At 29.6% G+C, this 20,795-nt stretch carries 16 protein-coding genes and 1 pseudogene; 13 read left to right on the plus strand and 4 right to left on the minus strand.

Annotation, left to right across the window (positions count from 1 at the left end):
• Positions 1-9 precede the first annotated feature (9 nt).
• Together ACN6I1_RS01285 and megL are read left to right on the plus strand one after the other, a co-directional pair.
• On the plus strand, positions 10-1,590 hold the full coding sequence (locus tag ACN6I1_RS01285; protein WP_419742450.1) for a sigma 54-interacting transcriptional regulator: 1,581 nt from the start codon (positions 10-12) through the stop codon (positions 1,588-1,590).
• 248 nt (positions 1,591-1,838) lie between these two features.
• A complete protein-coding gene (gene megL, locus ACN6I1_RS01290; RefSeq protein WP_021430305.1) occupies positions 1,839-3,032 on the plus strand; it encodes a methionine gamma-lyase in 1,194 nt (397 codons plus the stop codon).
• 42 nt (positions 3,033-3,074) lie between these two features.
• Here megL and ACN6I1_RS01295 read toward each other — a convergent pair whose 3' ends face one another.
• Positions 3,075-5,009, minus strand: a complete 1,935-nt coding sequence (locus tag ACN6I1_RS01295; protein WP_419742451.1) for an FUSC family protein — start codon at positions 5,007-5,009, stop codon at positions 3,075-3,077.
• Between the two features lie 370 nt (positions 5,010-5,379).
• Here ACN6I1_RS01295 and nhaA point away from each other — a divergent pair.
• Positions 5,380-6,507, plus strand: a pseudogene (nhaA, locus tag ACN6I1_RS01300) (Na+/H+ antiporter NhaA); the annotation flags it as partial.
• A gap of 113 nt (positions 6,508-6,620) precedes the next feature.
• Here the strand turns inward: nhaA and ACN6I1_RS01305 are convergent.
• A complete protein-coding gene (locus ACN6I1_RS01305; RefSeq protein WP_419742452.1) occupies positions 6,621-7,367 on the minus strand; it encodes a hypothetical protein in 747 nt (248 codons plus the stop codon).
• A gap of 326 nt (positions 7,368-7,693) precedes the next feature.
• Between ACN6I1_RS01305 and ACN6I1_RS01310 the strand changes: the two genes are divergently transcribed.
• From ACN6I1_RS01310 to ACN6I1_RS01355, 10 genes are all read left to right on the plus strand, one after another.
• Positions 7,694-8,761: a sulfurtransferase gene (locus tag ACN6I1_RS01310; RefSeq protein ID WP_419742453.1), complete on the plus strand. Its 1,068-nt coding sequence runs from the start codon at positions 7,694-7,696 to the stop codon at positions 8,759-8,761.
• 95 nt (positions 8,762-8,856) lie between these two features.
• Entirely contained in the window at positions 8,857-9,288 is a 432-nt protein-coding gene (locus ACN6I1_RS01315; RefSeq protein WP_419742454.1) for a hypothetical protein, read from the plus strand.
• 188 nt (positions 9,289-9,476) lie between these two features.
• The gene (locus ACN6I1_RS01320) at positions 9,477-10,349 is read left to right on the plus strand and encodes a 4Fe-4S dicluster domain-containing protein (protein WP_220797816.1); all 873 of its coding nucleotides are present in this window, start codon (positions 9,477-9,479) and stop codon (positions 10,347-10,349) included.
• 232 nt (positions 10,350-10,581) lie between these two features.
• Entirely contained in the window at positions 10,582-11,088 is a 507-nt protein-coding gene (locus ACN6I1_RS01325; protein ID WP_419742455.1) for a CarD family transcriptional regulator, read from the plus strand.
• A gap of 105 nt (positions 11,089-11,193) precedes the next feature.
• On the plus strand, positions 11,194-11,649 hold the full coding sequence (bcp, locus tag ACN6I1_RS01330; protein ID WP_419742456.1) for a thioredoxin-dependent thiol peroxidase: 456 nt from the start codon (positions 11,194-11,196) through the stop codon (positions 11,647-11,649).
• Between the two features lie 102 nt (positions 11,650-11,751).
• Complete coding sequence (locus ACN6I1_RS01335) at positions 11,752-12,201, plus strand: GNAT family N-acetyltransferase (protein WP_419742457.1); 450 nt, start codon at positions 11,752-11,754, stop codon at positions 12,199-12,201.
• A gap of 220 nt (positions 12,202-12,421) precedes the next feature.
• Positions 12,422-14,317, plus strand: a complete 1,896-nt coding sequence (locus ACN6I1_RS01340; protein ID WP_419742458.1) for a BglG family transcription antiterminator — start codon at positions 12,422-12,424, stop codon at positions 14,315-14,317.
• Between the two features lie 12 nt (positions 14,318-14,329).
• A complete protein-coding gene (locus tag ACN6I1_RS01345) occupies positions 14,330-14,791 on the plus strand; it encodes a PTS sugar transporter subunit IIA (RefSeq protein ID WP_419742459.1) in 462 nt (153 codons plus the stop codon).
• A 2-nt stretch (positions 14,792-14,793) separates the two neighbouring features.
• Complete coding sequence (locus ACN6I1_RS01350) at positions 14,794-16,191, plus strand: PTS fructose transporter subunit IIC (RefSeq protein WP_419742460.1); 1,398 nt, start codon at positions 14,794-14,796, stop codon at positions 16,189-16,191.
• 124 nt (positions 16,192-16,315) lie between these two features.
• Positions 16,316-16,828: a superoxide dismutase family protein gene (locus tag ACN6I1_RS01355; protein ID WP_419742461.1), complete on the plus strand. Its 513-nt coding sequence runs from the start codon at positions 16,316-16,318 to the stop codon at positions 16,826-16,828.
• A 103-nt stretch (positions 16,829-16,931) separates the two neighbouring features.
• Here ACN6I1_RS01355 and ACN6I1_RS01360 read toward each other — a convergent pair whose 3' ends face one another.
• On the minus strand, positions 16,932-17,369 hold the full coding sequence (locus ACN6I1_RS01360) for a hypothetical protein (protein WP_419742462.1): 438 nt from the start codon (positions 17,367-17,369) through the stop codon (positions 16,932-16,934).
• A gap of 21 nt (positions 17,370-17,390) precedes the next feature.
• Complete coding sequence (locus ACN6I1_RS01365; RefSeq protein WP_419742463.1) at positions 17,391-20,303, minus strand: hypothetical protein; 2,913 nt, start codon at positions 20,301-20,303, stop codon at positions 17,391-17,393.
• Positions 20,304-20,795: the final 492 nt, after the last annotated feature.

Here is a 20,795-nt window from a genome sequence, read left to right on the forward strand (position 1 = left end):
GACGTTTGTATGGTTAGGTTTGAAGTAAATACAAAAGATAGATTTGGAATTACAACCGAGATTTTGTACAAGCTTTACAATAAAAAGATAGATTTAGTATCTATGGAAGTTTTTCCTACAAAGGTTTGTATAAAGATAAATGATATCGATGCAAAAACTAAAGAAATATTAAAAGAAGCTATTTGTAGCATAGCAGATGTAATATCAGTAAATGAAGTAGAACTTTTATCTTACGAAAAAAATGAGAGACAACTTCTTGCAGTTATTAACTCAGTAGATGAAGGAATTATATCTATTGATAAGAACTTCAAAATTAACATATTTAATAATTACTGCCAAGAATTATTTAATTATAAAAAAGCAGAAGTAGTAGGTAGAGATATTAGAGATATTGTAGGCAATGATGATATAATTGCGGATTTAGTTAATAAGGGCATAGAGTATGACAATATAAAATCTAGTTTAAAACATGGAGACACCACAAGTAGTTATATTACTACAGGTAGAAGAATAACTAACGATTATGATGAAACTGTTGGAGCAGTTATTTCTATTAAAGATGTTAATAAAGCTAAACAACTTGTTAAAATAATAAATAAAAATAATGATGATGGTCCGTTTAAAGATATAATTGGAAATAGTAAAAGCATGGGTAAAGTGAAAAAAGTAACTACAACAATTGCTAAGAGTAATTCTACTGTTTTATTAAGAGGAGATAGTGGTACAGGGAAAGAACTCTTTGCAAATGCCATTCATAAATTAAGTGATAGAAAAGATGAAAGATTTGTAGCTATTAACTGTGCTGCACTGCCAGATAGTTTATTAGAAAGTGAGCTATTTGGATATGAAAAAGGAAGTTTTACAGGAGCAATGCAAAGCGGTAAAGAAGGTTTATTTAAAGAAGCTAATAAAGGAACTATATTTTTAGATGAAATAGGAGAATTATCAATGATTCTTCAAGCTAAACTGCTTAGAGTTTTACAAGAAGGAAAAATAAGAAAAATCGGAAGTAGCAAAGAAGAAGCTGTTGATGTTAGGGTAATAGCGGCTACTCATAAAAATCTTGAAAAGATGATAAAAGATGGAACTTTTAGAGAAGATTTATATTATAGATTAAATGTAATTCCTATTAAGATCCCAAATTTAAAAGAACGACTAGATGATATACCTATATTAGTTCAATTTTTTATAAATAAACTTAATAAGAAGTTAAACAAAGATATAAGGGGTTTTAAGAAAGAATTTATAGATGAGTTAATGAGTTATAATTGGCCAGGGAATGTAAGAGAACTTCAAAATTTAATTGAGAGAGCTATGAATTTATGCAATGGGGATATTTTAACTACTCAACATATTGTTATAGACTCTATATATAAAGATGAAGATATTACTGATAGTTTTATAGAAGAAGATGAAGAGATAGAATTTAATTCATTAAAAGAAGAAATGGAAAGATATGAAAAAGAAATAATTATGAAAGTATATGATTTAAATAAAAGTTATAGATCAAGTGCAAAAATACTAGGAATATCTCACACTGCAGTTATGAATAAAATTAAAAAGTATAATATAAAGGAAGATGATTTGTAAATAAATCTTTACGTATGTAAATAAGTATTTACAGTAATTGCAATGATTTGTAAATAAAGCTTTACACTAAAAAAATTATTTTTGAAAATATAAATTACAGCCTTGTGTAAACGTTTCGAAAAATAGCGTATTTTCAATGTTTTTGCGTTTTTAAAATTAAATAAATATTTTTATTCTAAAATAAAAAAGTTTGGCATGAGAGTTGCTCATATATAATAGCGTAAATAAATTTAAAGGGGGAACTCAAAATGGAAAACTTAAAGAATAAAAAATTCGCAACAAAAGCTATACACGGAGGACATAAAAAGGATCCAGTATCAGGGGCTTTAACTACACCTATATATCAAACATCAACTTTCGTATTTGATAGTGCTGAACAAGGTGGTAGAAGATTTGCATTAGAAGAAGATGGATTTATATATTCAAGACTTGGGAACCCAACAAATGCGCAACTAGAAGAAAAAATGGCACTACTAGAAAATGGAGAAGCTTGTATGTCAACAGGTTCAGGAATAGGTGCTATAACTTCAGCATTATGGACTGCATTAAAAGCAGGAGATCATATAGTTGCAAGTAAAACTTTATATGGTTGTACTTATGCAATGTTAAACCATGGAATAAGCAGATACGGAGTAGAAGTTACTTTTGTAGATGCAACTAACTTAGATGAAGTAAAAGGAGCTATGAAAGAAAACACAAAAGTTGTTTACTTAGAAACTCCAGCTAACCCAGACTTAAAATTAGTTGATATAGAAGCTATATCTAAAATAGCTCATACAGTAGAAGGTTGTATGGTATTTGTTGATAACACTTTCTGTACTCCATACTTACAAAGACCACTTGAATTAGGAGCTGACGTTGTTGTTCACTCTGCTACTAAATACTTAAATGGACACGGAGATGTTATAGCAGGTTTCGTTGTTGGTAAAAAAGACTTTATAACTCAAGTGAGATTATTCGGAGTTAAAGATATGACAGGTTCTGTTTTATCTCCATTTGATGCTTACTTAATATTAAGAGGTATGAAAACTTTACAAATAAGAATGGATAGACACACTAAGAATGCTATAGAAGTTGCTAAATTCTTAGAATCTCATCCAAATGTAGAAACAGTTAGCTACCCAGGATTAGAAAGTTTTCCACAATATGAATTAGCTAAAAAACAAATGGATATGCCAGGAGGTATGATAGCATTTGAAGTTAAAGGTGGACTTGAAGGTGGTAAAAAATTACTAAACTCTTTAGAGTTATGTACTCTTGCAGTTAGTTTAGGTGATTGTGAAACATTGATACAACATCCTGCTTCAATGACTCATTCTCCATATACTCAAGAAGAAAGAGCTGAAGCTGGAATATCTGAAGGATTAATAAGAATATCTGTTGGTCTTGAAGATGCAGAAGATATAATAGCTGACTTAAAACAAGGTTTAGATAGATTATAAAATGAAAAAGCTACAATTCTTTAGAATTGTAGCTTTTTATATTTAGTTAAAAGCAGCTAAGTAACTATATAAATTAGATTGACTTGATTCATTGTAATCCATATCATTTACTATATTTAATATTTTAGAGATCTTTATAAGTAAAAACTTTTCTTTAATTGGATGCGAACATCTTATAGATTCTTGTATTCTTGATTCCATAACATCTAGGTTATTAGAAGAATCCAAAATTTCTTTTATATGAGATAAAATAATGTCATAAGCTGTATCGTCTTTTCCTAATAAATAAACTTGATATAAATCATTCATTAAAACCTTACTTTTATTAATAAATGATTTTTCCATATTTAAACCATTTTGATTTAAATAACCTATTCTTAAATCTATTAAAGATGGAATTAAATATAAAATTCCTATTGCACTTGCATTTGAACTACCTTCATTAAGAATAACCTCCCCAAGCATTTTTCTTGATGAATCTATCTGAATATTATTTAAGTTAAGTTCTTCATCTAAAAGTTTACGATTAAACACAAATTTATTAGCTATTAAAGCTATAGCTATACCTATTACAACAAATATTACTCTATTCATTATAATAATATTAGGATTAGCAACATATAATGCGGCTGAAGCTACAGAGGATACTGTAACAAATGTAACTAAATTTCTGTAATCAGATACATATGACATTAAATATCCAGCTAAGACTAGCATTATAGTTCTTAACTCAGGGTCAGTGATTAAGTTAAATAAAATAAACATTATAACTGAACCTAACAAAGTTCCTATTATTCTCTTTTTTGACTTACAAACAGTATATTCAGAATGAGGTTGTGATAATGCAAATACTGTATATACTGCCCACTCACCAAATTCTATATTGAATAAGTCTACTATGAAAAATGTTAGAGCAACTACCAAACCTAATCTTATTCCATAAGCAACTCTAGGAGACTTAAGGCGTATTAAATTTTTTTGAATATGCAGTTGCTTAAATTCATCAGGTATAGATAGTTCATTTTGTATATTTTTTTGCATATTATGAGTTTTATTATATTTTTTTATTTCAACATCTAGAGTTTTAACTGTATTAATAAAATCATAAATAATCTCTAAATCTGTAGTGTCTAGAGCGTATAAAACACTTTCTTTATATTTACACTCTAAGTAATTTGAATTGATATTAAACTTATCATTTTTCAGCTCTTTTAATACAGTAGATATATCATCTAGAAGTTCTGAAGAATAACTTTTATTTTTTACATCACCTAGTATTAAATTAATCTTTTCTAAGCAAGATAGTATATTTATTGTGTTTCTTCCACATTCAGTAAGATGCGAATCGGTTTTACCACTATCAAATATTAGTGATTTAAGCTTATTGATATTCATGGATAAAGATAGGTCTATATCAACCGTATCTTTTTCTGCTTTTATTAAATCAATTTTAAATAAAGTATTATCTGCTATAGTATTTAACATAGTTTTTCTTGTTTTAGAAAGTTTATTTTTATTAGCTATCAATTGAACAGCCATTATCATAAATGCACCTGTAACTAGTGCTGAAAGCCTTAATGGTAGTTGAGATATTGATATAGGGGAAACCATCATTAAAATATAATGTAATCCTATCATCATATTAACAGGCTTCTTTAATTCATAACTAAAATAATAACCTATAAACATCATTATTGAAAAGTTAAGAACTAATCCTAAAAATGCATTTTGTGAAACTAAAAAAGCAGATAATCCTAGCGCTAAATTAAGGCTTATTAAGCTTATAAGGTTTTTAATAGGATTTAGAGTTAAATCCATTTCTAATAACACCAACATCAATACAACAGTTGTAACCCCTACAAGAGAGTTTTCTGTTTTGAATATAGCTTTGAATGAACTCACTAATAAAACTACAACTATAAATATTAGAGTTTTAGATATAATTAGTGATTTAATTTCTTTTTTGTTTTTTTTCATACTACTTTATACGCTCCTTTATATATGAACATTTTCAAAATCATAACATATATTTTTTGAAAAACCAATTTTTTAATACGACTTATAACTGAATGAAAATATTTTTTATTTATAAAATGTTCTTTATCATAAGGAGCATTTTTTTTAGAGTTATATTATGTTTCGATTGTTTATGTATGAATTTTAATAAAGAAACAAAATTATTCAATTATAAAAAAATTTTAAAGTTAAATGGTTTGACATATTTAGTATTTTTGGTGTAAAATTTCTCAACACAAACTAAATTTACAAAAAATGAAAGGGAAATTAGAGTTTATGAAAAGTAGGGTTAAAAATTTAATTAGTTCAGAGGTGTTTACCAGGCGTATTACTTATAGTTTCAACGTTAGTTTCTTTATTAATAGCAAATAGTCAGCATGGAGAAATATATCATCATATATTAAGCAAACTTCCAATATTAGGTGACTTCAACCTACATATGATAATAAATGATTTTTTAATGGCAATATTTTTCTTATTTGTAGGACTTGAAATAAAAAATGAGATATTAAATGGACATTTATCTAGTTTTAAAAAGGCCTCTTTTCCTATAATAGGAGCTATTGGGGGAGTATTGATTCCAGCTGTTATATTTTTAATATTTAACGCTAATACAGATTTTTCTATTGGAATAGGGGTTCCAATATCAACTGATATAGCTTTTGCTATAGGTATATTTATGATATTAAAAAATAAACTTAATCCTACATTAAAGATATTTTTATTATCTTTAGCAGTTGTTGATGATTTAATATCTATTTTAGTAATAGGATTATTATATTCTTCAGATATAAACATAGGTTTTTTAATACTCTCAACTTTAACATTTGGAGTATTAATATTAATGAATAGAAGAAAAATAGATAAAGTTACTCCATATATGATAGTAGGTATGATTTTATGGATATTTGTGTACTCTAGTGGAATACATGCTACTATAAGTGGTGTATTAATTGCTATTGCTATACCATCTAAAAAATTAAAAGCTTCAAATCAACCTATGATGAATAGATTAGAGCATAAATTAGCTCCTTTATGTAACTTAGTTATACTACCTTTATTTGCTTTAGCGAATACAGCTATAAATTTAAATATAGATATAAATTTCAATTCTAATAATACATTAATAACAGGAATTGTACTAGGACTAGTAATCGGAAAGCCACTTGGAATAATGATGTTTACATGGCTAGGAACTAAACTTCATGTAACAGAGAAGCCAGAAGGTGTAGAATGGATATCTATATTACCAGTTTCATTGCTAGCAGGAATAGGCTTTACAATGTCTATATTTGTATCTGAAATAGCTTTTGGAGGCAATGGTGAACTTGTTAATATATGTAAAATATCTATATTATCGGCATCTATAGTATCTATACTTGCTACATATTTAGTTTCATCTGTGATTTATGCATATAAACCGAAGACGTCTAGTTTAATGGAGGCTAAGAGTGCATAATTTTTATGAAAAATAGAAAATTTAATAAAAATAAATTAATTAAGTAAAATCTAGCTCGCATATTATATCTATTTTATTTATAGATTAAGCGAGCTAGATTTATTTAAAATTGGTTATTCTAATTTGAAAAATTTCAATGCTTTTTCTTTTTCCTCTTCACTGGCAAGCCAAGTTTTTATAAAAGGATATTCCAAAATAACTTGAAAATCATTGCTAACATTAAGTTTATGGATAATTATCATATAACTTGGAGTAGGAATGACTTCATGAATATAGCTTATTGCACCCCAATGGTCATCCTTTACAGGATATCTTAGACCCAAAAGAAAGTTTTCTACTGTATAAATAAAAGCATAAAAAGATGGAGAAGGATGATCCATATTTGCTAAAATATCTCTATTAGCATCATACATATATCCCTTTTGAGATAATATACATTGCAAGTTTTTATAGTTTTCAATTTTATATAATTGATCTATATAGTCTGGACTAAACATGTTATCACTATCAATTCTTATATGAAAGACATATTTATAAGGACTAACAATTTCTTTTATTAAGTTATCTCCATCATCTGTAAAAATTATATTGTCAGGTAACTTTGGATATCTAGAAAGGGAATCATCTATTATCTCTTTTGTTCCCGTGGTATGTCTTAATATACATTTGAAATTTTGATTAGTTTGGTTTACAAGGCTTTTAGCTGTATAATCCATAAATACATCTATTCTTGGATCTATCCATTCTTTAGTTTGAGCTTTTTGGGATATGGTTGAGTAAAGAATTTTAAACCCACACCAAAAAGGATGATCTAATATATTGAATGGAATATCTATAATCATTATCTTTTCATTAAGCATGAAAATTACACTCTCCTATAGAGTTATAAGTTAGATAAAAAATATTATCTAGTTTATAATATTCTAAGTTCATAATTATTGTCACATTTTGATTTATTATAAAAATTCACAACATATATAGAAAATATAAATAGTATTGAGATTATATATAGATTTTTTCTATAAAGATTGGAGATTTATATCGTATATGGTAAAATGTTGAAGAAAATTTTAATGAATTAGAAATTTTTAGAATTATTTTTATTAGGAAAAGCCAAAATAAATATTGAAATCATCCGAAAGAAAAATTATTTTAAGACAATGAAAATCATAACGGAGGAAGATGTATGAAAAGAAAATTAATTAGTGCATTAGTTGGAATCACAATGGTAGCAACAATGGCAGTAGGATGTAGTAAATCTTCGAATGAATCACAAGAGACAGCGAAGGCAAAATCAGATGTAAAAGCTGAACAAGTAGATGCAAAAAAAGTCTTTGTATCTCCTCAGTGGGTACAAAGTGTTATAGATGGTAATCAACCAGAATCTAAAAATTATGAGATTTTAGAAGTTTCTTGGGGAACTTACAAAGATAGTCCGACTTATACAAAGGGACATATTCCAGGTGCAATACATGTAGATACTTCAAGTGTTGAATCTGAACCAATTTGGAATATATCAGATCCTAAAGTAGTTGAAAAAGGAATGTTAGATTTAGGAGTTAGAAAAGATAAAACTATTATATTATATGGAAATGATATTTCTGCAGTAAGTAGAGTTGCATATGCATATCTTTGGGCAGGCGTTGAAAATGTTAAAGTATTAGACGGAGGAATTGATGCTTGGGAAAAAGCTGGATATAAGACTGAAACTAAAGTAGAAAAAGCTACTCCAGCAAAAGACTTTGGAGCTAAAGTACCTTCACATCCAGAATATTGGATGTCTATAGATGAAGTTAAAAAGAAATTAAAAGACGATTCTAATTTCCGTTTAGTTAGTATAAGAAGTAAAGAAGAGTTTGATGGAAAAACAAGTGGATACACTTATATAGATAGAGCTGGAGAACCTAAAGGTGCTGTTTGGGGTCATGCAGGAAGTGATCCTTACAATATGCAAGATTACTTACACAAAGATGGAACAGTTATAAGTGCTGATGAAATGCAAAAATTATGGTCAGATTCTGATATCAAAAAAGATAATGAACTTTCATTCTATTGTGGTACAGGATGGAGAGCTTCAGTTCCTTGGTTAATTGCTTACGATGCAGGATGGGAAGGAATGACTGTTTATGATGGTGGATGGAATGAGTGGCAAATGCATGGAAATCTTCCAGTACAAGTAGGAGATCCTAATAGTGGGGATTGCCAATACACTACAGTAGATAAACTACCAACAGATAAAGCTGCAAAAAAATAAATTATATAAATAGTATAAAATATATTATAATAAGGATAAGCACTGCACAGATTGCAGTGCTTATCTTAGATTTTAGACAAGGAAGTTGATATTATATGGGAAAAGCAAAGAAGATTTTTTATGTTTTAGTAACTATATTAGAAGCACTGATGTTAGTTGGTGCATATTTAGTAAATTATTTTACTCATGCTAAAATGGGCATGTTAAGACATGTAATACATAAAAACTATATTTGGGAGCAAGAATATCCTATACAAACTATAAAATATGTAGCTATATTAGTTTTGGCTATATTAATGCTTATTGTATTAGTAATGTATTTGAAAAGAAAGTATATGCTCAAAAAAATAGTAACTATAATGAGTATTACTATGGTTTTATTTGTAATTGCATTTGCTATATTTGTATTAATGTATTCATCTGAAGAAATAAGAGCATTTTACTATATGAGTGCCATATTTGGAGCAGTAACTTTAATCCAAATTACAAAAACTTTTATAGGCGTTATATGGTATAAAATTAAATAAGAAAATTAATTGAACTGAAAAAGAGTCTCAATGATAATAAGGCAATTATTATTATTGAGACTTTTTTACTATTAAAAAAACGTATAATTACTATAAACAATTTCAATTAATGAATGGGCAAATGTAATGTTATAATTTATAACGTATGAAATTATATATTAAATAAAGTCATATTAGGAGGTAAATACATGGAACCAATATTATCATTACAAGAAAAAAATGAATTAAAGTCTAAAGGAATAGTTCCTCAAAAACAAGATGGTTACTTTGCTATAAGAGTAATAGGTAAATCAGGAGTATTTACTTCAAGAGAATTTAGCATATTATCTAAAGTTGCAGAGCAATATGGAAATAAAGAATTGAATTTAACTAGCAGGTTAACTGTGGAAATACCGTATATAAAGTATGATGATATAGAAAAAGTGATAAACATAGTACAAGAAAATGGATTAATAGTAGGTGGAGGAGGTAAGACTGTAAGAGCAATTTTATCTTGTAAAGGAAGTGTGTGCTCTAACGGTCTTATAGATACTCAAAAAATATCAAAAGAAGTACATAATGAGTTTTTTGGAAGAGAGCTACCTGCCAAATTTAAAATAGCAGTATTAGGCTGTAAAAATAGCTATGGTAAGGCTCAATCTAATGATTTGAGTATATTACCATTAACAGGGGTTAGGATAGACAATAGAAAGTGTATTGAATGTAAAGTATGTTTAAAGGTATGTCCTGATAAAGCATTTGAGTACAAGGATGGCAAGTATTCAATAATAGAGGATAAATGTAGCAATTGTGGGAAATGCGTTAGTTTTTGCCCAGCACATGCAGTAGAAAGTGATAGTGAAAAAATAGATATATTAGTATTTATAGGTGGAAGAATGGGTAGAGAAGCTAGTTTAGGAAAGCCACTAAGAAAGAAATTTAAAGAAGAAGATATATTACAAGTTATAGATACAATTGTTAATTACTTTAAAGAAAATGCAAATGAAGGTGAGAGATTTGCCCAGCTTATAGACAGAGTTGGATTTGATAAAGTAGAAGAATGTATTATAAATTCTATATAGTTTTATATAAAAAAAAGTTTTTACTTACATGAAAAGCTTAAAATGTGGTAAAATAATAATACAACGAGTAGTTTTGATGACGTAAGTCCTGTTGTCAAAACTACTTTTTTTATATAATGAATATGAAATTGTATTTTAAATTATGTGTATAAATATAATTTCTATTATGGGTCAAAAAAGCCAACCTAAAAGTAGGTAGCTTTTTTATTATTTTAAGGATGGTGAAATCTTAATGTTTAAGATTGACGATTGTGTAATGTACGGTATGACAGGAGCATGTAAAGTTATAGACATAACTAATGAAAAGTTTATAAACGGAGAAGACAGAAGATATTATGTATTAAGTCCAGTTTATGCTGAAAATATAATAATAAAAGCCCCTGTGGATAATAAAAATATTCCAATGAGAAAGACTATATCTAAAAGCAGTGCAACTTCACTACTAAATGATATGGCTAATATGGATATTTCATGGATCGACGATGATAAAACAAGAAATAAAGAGTTTAATGCAATGCTGAAAAGCGGTAAATGTGAAGAACTTATAAAACTAATAAGAAATATATATTGCAATAATGAAAAAGTAAAATCTATTGGAAAAAAACCACATCAAGTAGATGATAATGTTATGAAAGAAGCAGAAAGACTTTTAAACGAAGAACTTGCAATTGCTTTAAACATATCTCCAGATGAAGTAATTCCATATATAACAAGTCAGATACCGCAACAAAATATTTAATTAAATCATTTTAAATACAGCCTGAAAAAAATATAGTAAGTAAAAGTTTAATAACAAAACATATTTGGTATATATTTAATAAATATAAACCGGAGGAAAAATAATATGTTAGAAGCAGGCGTAAAAGCACCAGATTTCAGACTACAAGATAAAGATGGAAACTTAGTAAGTTTATCAGATTTTAGAAATAAAAAAGTAGTATTATATTTCTACCCTAAGGATAGTACTCCAGGGTGTACTAAGCAAGCATGTTCATTTAGAGATAATTTTGATTGTTTTAAATCAAAAGATATGGTAGTAATAGGTATAAGTAAGGATAGTGTAAAATCACATGAAAGATTTGCACAAAAAAATGAATTACCATTTATACTTTTATCAGATCCTGATCTTGATGCAATAAAAGCTTACGATGTATGGCAAGAAAAGAAATTATATGGAAAACTTGGGTTTGGAGTTATTAGAACAACTTACATCATAGATGAAAATGGTATTATAGAAAAGGCATATGACAAAGTTAAGGCAGATAAAAATGTAGGTGAAATATTAGAATATATAGGATAGATATATATTTTATTTACATCATAGAGATAATAAAGTACATTGATATTTATCAATGTACTTTTTATTTGCAATTATTTAAAATAGTATTAGGGAGTGATAAAAATGAATTTGAACATAAAAGAAATTAATGAAAAAAATTATCAAGAAATAACTAGTTTAAAAGTAGGGAAAGAACAAATTGGATATATTGAGAGCGTAGATGTATGTTTAAAAGAGTCAAAGGAATTTTCGTTATGGAGACCAGTAGGAATATACGATGGAGATAAAGCTATAGGATTTGCTATGTATGGCTTATTTAAAAATGAAGGTGAGAGAGGTAGAGTTTGGCTAGACAGATTTTTAATTTCTCACGAAAATCAAGGTAAGGGATATGGAGAAGCAGGAGTAAGACTTTTACTAAATAGGCTAAAGCATGAATATGGATACAATAAGATTTATTTAAGTGTATATGATGATAATAAAGGAGCTATTTCTTTATATAAAAAAATTGGCTTTGAATTTAATGGAGAGTTTGACATAAATGGAGAGAATGTAATGGTAATAAATATTTAGAGAGAAAATATAAACTTGTTTTAAAAGTAATAAAAAGAAGCTGAATATAGCTTCTTTTTTGATTTATAATATAAACATCAATTTAACAATTAAGAAAAATGTAGAAAATTGATATAAACACACGAAATTTTCAAAAGGGTAAATTATTGTATGTTTTACAAAAAAAGAACATAGGATAAAATTAAATCATAATAGAGAGTCTGGAGGATGAAACCTATAGATGAAAATTAGCAAACGCCAAAGTTTAATATTAAATTACTTAAATGAGCATCAGTACATTTCACTAAAACAAATTGCTAAAAAATTTAAAATAACTACAGCAACAGTAAAAAATGAAATGATATTAATTAATGAGATATTAGGAAACTATGATACACAGTTAGTAATACAAGAAAATAATAAAATAAAGATTATAAATAAAGAAAAATTTATAGTCTTTTTAAAAGAAGCCCAGTCTCTTATAGAGTTTCCAATCCAAAATCAAATATTGATGACTATAATATTAGAAAGAGATTTTATAACAATACAAGAAATAGCAGATAAATTATTTGTTAGTAAATCATTGATAGAAAAACAATTGGTATCAATATTAAAAGACTATAAGGATGATATTCAATCTATTAGGCATTATGGCATAAGGTATTCATCTTCGAAATTAGATCGGATGTCTTTCTTTGTAAAATTAGCAATTCCTTATATGAAAGGAATAGATTTTTTTGAAGAAGTAAATAGATTTGATAATTTGCACTTTAATATGAGAGATTATTTTAAAGTTTGGGAAATCGATATCTGTATATTGATTATAGATTATATAAAAGAAATTAATATATTTACATTTACAGATGAATCTATAAAGCAATTATTTTTATATTTACTATTTTTATTGAAAGATATAAGAGAAGAAAATATTCACAAAGAGAATAAATCTTTTACTAGATTAATAAAAGACTTACCAAATTTCAATAAGTATTCTGAAATAGTTAGTGATATAAATAAAAAATTTAATTTATCTTTAAGAGAAGGCGACAAGTACTATCTATGTTATTTATTTTCAGTATTGAAAAAAAATAACTCACTAAATACAAGTGAAAAAATTGAAAAATTAAAGCCGACGATAAATAGGATTTTAGACAGAATTAAAAGTGAATTATCAATTGACTTATTCATGGATGAACAATTAAAAAAAGGATTATCGATACATTTATACTCGACTATAAGTAGAGGTGGATATTCTGTATTAAGTGAAATTTACAGTTTAAGTGATATAAAAAAGTTATATCCATTTGCATTTGAAATGTCTACTATAACAGCAGATGTAATAAATGAAGATTATAAATATCGATTTTTAGATAATGAGCTTATATACCTATCCTTACATTTTCAAACAGCTATAGAAAGAGCAAAGAGTAATAAGGATAAAATTAGAGTATTAATTGTTTGCCACTTAGGACAAGTATCAACAGATTTAATAGTAAACAGAATAAAAAATATGTACAAAGATATAGAAATTGTGGGAGCATATTCAGTTCAAACTTTCTTAAAGATGAAAAAAGATTGCTATGATTTTATAATTTCAACTGAAAAACTTCCAAATAAACATAAAGATGTAATTTACGTATCTCCTCTTATTAAAGAGCAAGATAAAGAAAATATAGAAGCTTATATAAAAAGAAGTGAAAGTAAAAAACTATTTGAAGAATTGTTACAAAAAGGGGCATTTATAGAAATAGAAAATGCTAAAACCTATGAAGATGTTTTAAAAGAGATGGTAAAAGTTTTTAAGAAGAACTCTAGCGTAGATGATAAATATTTAGATAGTGTTATAAATAGAGAAAAACTATCTACAACTAATATAAATAACATAGCAATTCCACATGGAAAAGCTAGCCATGTCCTTGAAAGTTCAATATGCATAGCTTATATAAAAGATGGATTAAAGTGGGGAGATACAACAGTTTACCATGTATTCTTAATTGCTTTTGACAATGGATTATTAGAACAAAATCCAGAGTTTTTTAATAATTTTTATAGGAAAATTGCACAAATAGATAGTGAAGAATCTATAGAAAATATGGAAGCTATAGATAAAAATAAATTAATTGAATTAATGTATTAGGAGGAAATAAAAATGATAAAAACTTTATTAAAAAAAGAATTAATATTTGATGGTATAAAAGTAAATGGAGGAAATAAAGAGGAAGCATTAAAGATTATAAGTGATCTTGTTGTAGATAGTTCAGATGTATGTTCACAAGATTTATTAAATGGATTTTTAAAAAGGGAAGAAGAATCATCAACTGGATTTGGTGGATATGTGGCAATACCGCATACAAAACTTGAAGGAGTAAAGAATCCATTTATATCTATAGTTAAATTTGAAAATGATATAGAGTGGGAGTCATTAGATGATGAGCCTGTAAGAGTTGCGATAGCCTTAGTTATGCCTACTACAGATGAAGGTAATATTCATCTTCAAATTATATCAAAGTTTGCAAGGAAACTTATGGATGATGATTTTGTAGAAGTGTTATTAAATGAAAGTGATAAAGAAAATCTATACAACTATATCATATCTGAAATGGAGGGGTAAGCATGAAAATATTGGGGGTTACTAAATGCCCAGTTGGGGTAGCTCATACCTATATGGCAGCTGAAAAGCTTGAAATTGTAGGTAAAAAATTAGGACACGAAATGAAAATTGAAACTCAAGGATCACAAGGGGTAGAAAATTCACTTACTGATGAAGATATAAAAAATTGCGATTATATAATAATTGCAGCAGATGTTGCAATAGAAGGAAAAGAGAGATTTGCAGGTAAAAAGGTTATAGAGGTTCCTATAAAAGAAGCTATAAAAAGTGCAAAAACTCTTATAGAAAATTTACATACTACTGCAAAAATACAAGAAGGAAAAGTTGAAAATAAGTCGGATAAAAAATCTGTTTCCGGCGGATCTGTAAAAGAACTTATGAATGGAGTTTCACATATGATACCATTCGTTGTTGTAGGGGGATTATTTATAGCATTGGCTATTGCAATAGGAGGAAACCCTACTGCATCTGGAATGGTGATACCAGAAGGTTCTATATGGAACAAAGTTAGTGCAATAGGAGGAATTGGATTTACATTAATGATACCTATACTTGCTGGATTTATAGCAATGTCTATAGCTGGAAGAGCTGCATTAGCACCAGCTATGATATGTGCTATGGTTGCAAATGATGGAGCAATATTAGGAACTTCAAATGGTACAGGATTTATAGGTGCTATAATAGTTGGGTTTATGGCTGGATACTTAGTTAAGTGGATGAACACATGGAAAGTACCAAAAGATTTAAGAGCTGTTATGCCTATATTTGTTATTCCAATAATAAGTGTTTCAGTTATCTCAGCAGCTTTAATATTAATATTAGGAGCACCAATTTCATGGGTTATGGACGGATTAAACTTAATGTTAGCATCTCTTGCAGCAAATCCGGCATTAAGCGTTGTTTTAGGATTAGTACTTGGAGCTATGGTTGCAATAGATATGGGTGGTCCAATTAATAAAACTGCGTTCCTATTTGGAGTTGCATCAATAGCAGCAGGAAATCCTTTGGTAATGGGAGCTGTGGCTTGTGCTATACCTGTTCCACCATTGGCTATGGGTCTTGCTACTTTCATAGCTAAAGATAAGTTTACAGAAGAAGAAAGAGGAGCTGGATTATCAGCATTCTTAATGGGACTTATAGGAATTACAGAAGGTGCAATACCTTTTGCATCAGGAGATCCAAAACGTGTTATACCTTCTATAGTATTAGGAAGTGCAATAGCAGGAGCTATGGGAATGGTATTTAAAATAACTGATAATGTTCCTCATGGAGGTCCAATTGTTGGATTGCTAGGAGCAACAAGCAACTTATTACTATTCTTAGCTGCAATAGCAATAGGAACAGTTGTAGCAGCATTACTTTTAATAGGTATTAAGAAAAAAAGCTTAAATGCAAATTAAATATATAAATTAAAAAGACTTGGAAGATCCAAGTCTTTTTTTATGCAATCACATATTAACATTTTGAAAGTTATAGTCATAATATAGAGGGCGAGAAAATTTATTACAACTTAAGGAGGATATTATGGACAATTCTTGTAAAAAGTATGATATTCAAAAAGTTTTTTCTAATTATAATCCATCTAAGCCAGATGCATATGCAAAAATAACTGGAGGGCCACTAGCACCTTGTATAAATGGAATGGTATATTTATACCAATTAGATGAAGGAGTATATGTAAAAGCATATATAACTGGAATTCCTAATAAAAACAATCAAACTAGCGCATTTCATGGATTCCATATTCACGAGGTTGGAGATTGTTCAGTAGGAAATGAAAAGGAACCATTTATGGCAGCTAAATCTCACTACAATCCAACGAAAGTAGAACATCCTATTCACTCAGGTGATTTGCCACCAATACTATCTGCTGATGGAGTAGGTTTACTTTCTACATTTACCAATAGATTTACTGTTGATGAAATAATAGGAAAGTCTTTTATAATTCATGAAGGATATGATGATTTTACTTCTCAACCAGCAGGAAATGCAGGACCTAGGTTAGCCTGTGGTTTAATTGTTTCTAATTATATGTAAAATTAAAACAGGTAAAAAAGTTTTTATATAATGAGAAATGGTGAGCTTGTTTAATGCTCACCATTTCATTTTAGACTATTTCAATTTTTAAATTTATAATAAACTATTTTTCATCTATAACTTTACCATTATGAACATGTTGGTACTTATGGTCAGATGAATGCTTACTATTCTTAGAAGGTTTAAAATCATCATCATCGTCTATAACTTCACCGTTATGAACATGTTGGTGTTGATGATCAGATACATGGTTACTTTCATTAGAAGGTGTTAAACTATCATCATCTATAATTTTACCATTATGAACATGTTGGTGTTGATGATCAGATATATGATTATTATTAGAGTTAGATTCGCAACCATCATTAGGAATAGTATCAAAATCATCCTCTATAACTTCACCATTAAGAATATATTTGTGTTTAACATCGTCTTGTATAACCTCACCATTATGAATGCGTTGGCGTTTAACAGTTGATATATGATGGCTCTCTTTTTTAGGAGCTTGATTTTTATTATTTATATTTTTTTCTTGATTCATAATACTTAATCCCCTTTACAATTAATCTTCTATATTCTCGTCTTCACATTCCTCACTTGTAGTAACTTCTATATCAGGGTTAGATCTAAATACCCCACCTCTATTACAGAAATGTGTTTCACAATGATCTGTTTGGCAGTGATGTGTTTTACCACAACATGGACAAGTTATATATATATTTATAGGTGTACTAACAGTTATTGGCCCAACATTATTAGTTGCAGTAGATTGGTTATTATTGTTTGCATTAGATTCAGCTGCAGAATCAACATTAGCAGTAGAAGTAGTGTCAGCATCAGCAGTAGCATCTACAGTAGAATTAGAGTCAGAAACAGAAGCTGAATCAGTATCTGCAGTAGAAGTAGAATCAGAAGTAGTATTAGCGTCAGCATTATTATCTACAGTAGAAGTTGAGTCAGTGTTAGTAGTAGAAGCAGCGTCAGCAGTAGAAGTAGTGTCAGCATCGGCAGTAGAGTTAGCAGCTGAATCAGAGTCAGAAGTAGTATCTACAGTAGAAGTAGCGTCTGAGCCAGAAGTAGAAGCTGAATCAGTAGTTGCAGTAGAAGTAGTATCAGCATCAGCAGTAGAATTAGCAGCTGAATCAGAAGTAGAATCAGTGTCAGCAGTAGAAGTAGCATCTGAACCAGAAGTAGAAGCTGAATCAGTAGTTGCAGTAGAAGTAGTATCAGCATCAGCAGTAGAATTAGCAGCTGAGTCAGAGTCAGAAGTAGTATCTACAGTAGAGTTAGCAGCTGAATCAGAAGTAGAATCAGTGTCAACAGTAGAAGTAGCGTCTGAGCCAGAAGTAGAAGCTGAATCAGTAGTTGCAGTAGAAGTAGTATCAGCATCAGCAGTAGAATTAGCAGCTGAGTCAGAGTCAGAAGTAGTATCTACAGTAGAGTTAGCAGCTGAATCAGAAGTAGAATCAGTGTCAGCAGTAGAAGTAGCATCTGAACCAGAAGTAGAAGCTGAATCAGTAGTTGCAGTAGAAGTAGTATCAGCATCAGCAGTAGAATTAGCATCAGCAGTAGAATTAGCAGCTGAGTCAGAGTCAGAAGTAGTATCTACAGTAGAGTTAGCAGCTGAATCAGAAGTAGAATCAGTGTCAGCAGTAGAAGTAGCATCTGAACCAGAAGTAGAAGCTGAATCAGTATCTGCAGTAGAAGTAGTATCAGCATCAGCAGTAGAATTAGCAGCTGAGTCAGAGTCAGAAGTAGTATCTACAGTAGAGTTAGCAGCTGAATCAGAAGTAGAATCAGTGTCAGCAGTAGAAGTAGCATCTGAACCAGAAAGAGAAGCTGAATCAGTATCTGCAGTAGAAGTAGTATCAGCATCAGCAGTAGAATTAGCAGCTGAGTCAGAGTCAGAAGTAGTATCTACAGTAGAGTTAGCAGCTGAATCAGAAGTAGAATCAGTGTCAGCAGTAGAAGTAGCATCTGAACCAGAAAGAGAAGCTGAATCAGTATCTGCAGTAGAAGTAGTATCAGCATCAGCAGTAGAATTAGCAGCTGAGTCAGAGTCAGAAGTAGTATCTACAGTAGAGTTAGCAGCTGAATCAGAAGTAGAATCAGTGTCAGCAGTAGAAGTAGCATCTGAACCAGAAAGAGAAGCTGAATCAGTATCTGCAGTAGAAGTAGTATCAGCATCAGCAGTAGAATTAGCAGCTGAGTCAGAATCAGAAGTAGTATCTACAGTAGAAGTTGCGTCTGAGTCAGAAGTAGAATCAGAGTTAGCGTCAGCATCAGCAGTAGCATCTGAGTCAGAAGTAGAATCAGAGTTAGCATCAGCATCAGCAGTAGCATCAGCATCAGCAGTAGCATCTGAGTCAGAAGTAGAATCAGAGTTAGCGTCAGCATCAGCAGTAGCATCTGAGTCAGAAGTAGAATCAGAGTTAGCATCAGCATCAGCAGTAGCATCTGAGTCAGAAGTAGAATCAGAGTTAGCGTCAGCATCAGCAGTAGCATCTGAGTCAGAAGTAGAATCAGAGTTAGCATCAGCATCAGCAGTAGCATCTGAGTCAGAAGTAGAATCAGAGTTAGCATCGGCATCAGCAGTAGCATCTGAGTCAGAAGTAGAATCAGAGTTAGCGTCAGCATCAGCAGTAGCATCTGAGTCAGAAGTAGAATCAGAGTTAGCATCGGCATCAGCAGTAGCATCTGAGTCAGAAGTAGAATCAGAGTTAGCGTCAGCATCAGCAGTAGCATCTGAGTCAGAAGTAGAATCAGAGTTAGCGTCAGCATCAGCAGTAGCATCTGAGTCAGAAGTAGAATCAGAGTTAGCATCGGCATCAGCAGTAGCATCTGAGTCAGAAGTAGAATCAGAGTTAGCGTCAGCATCAGCAGTAGCATCTGAGTCAGAAGTAGAATCAGAGTTAGCATCAGCATCAGCAGTAGCATCTGAGTCAGAAGTAGAATCAGAGTTAGCGTCAGCATCAGCAGTAGCATCTGAGTCAGAAGTAGAATCAGAGTTAGCATCAGCATCAGCAGTAGCATCTGAGTCAGAAGTAGAATCAGAGTTAGCATCGGCATCAGCAGTAGCATCTGAGTCAGAAGTAGAATCAGAGTTAGCGTCAGCATCAGCAGTAGCATCTGAGTCAGAAGTAGAATCAGAGTTAGCATCGGCATCAGCAGTAGCATCTGAGTCAGAAGTAGAGCAAGAATCTGAATCTGCATTAGCATCAGAAGTAGAGCAAGAATCAGAGTCAGAATCAGCACAAGAACAAGATTTAGAATCATTATCTAAGCTCGTGTTTATATCTAGGTTTGCGCTTGGATTTATATAATCATCGTCATCATCAAAATGACAGCTATTTTTTCTTTTACATTGAGCTTCTTCAAGCATTTTTATTAAATCTCTAAGAGAACTCATTTGATCATTATTGTTTTTACAACAAGACTTTGGCATAGATCTATTCTCAATTATTGGTTTGCGCATATATTTCTCTCCTATATGTGTTTTTTAGTGTAGGTAGTTTTTATCTACCCATATAATATGTATATAGAATTTTGCAAAATTTGACACTCAAATTAACAATTTTATGTAAAAAATTGGTGTATTTTATATAAGTGATTTCAACTTATAGAAAAGGTACATAAAAAGCATGTTAAATTTTTTTATTATGTACATATAACAGTTAGTTTTCGAATAAGTTTATTGTGAGATAATTAAAGATATATTTATATTTTCTCGCAATAATTTTAAATAAATGAGGAAGTGATGTTTCATGTGAAATTATTTATTTAGAAGTCGTGTAAAATTAGTTTATTAGGAAAGAAATAAGTGTTCCAATTTAATAAATAAGCTATAAAGATGATATTGATTAATTATAAATTGGACCTTATAATTAAAACATTTATATTAAAAAGGTATATTTAAAAATTAGTTTTTAATATAAAGAATATTTATATTGACAGTAAAAAGTTTTTT

The sequence above is a fragment of the Paraclostridium dentum genome, from assembly GCF_048568265.1.
In the GTDB taxonomy this organism is placed as follows: Bacteria; Bacillota; Clostridia; order Peptostreptococcales; family Peptostreptococcaceae; genus Paraclostridium; species Paraclostridium dentum.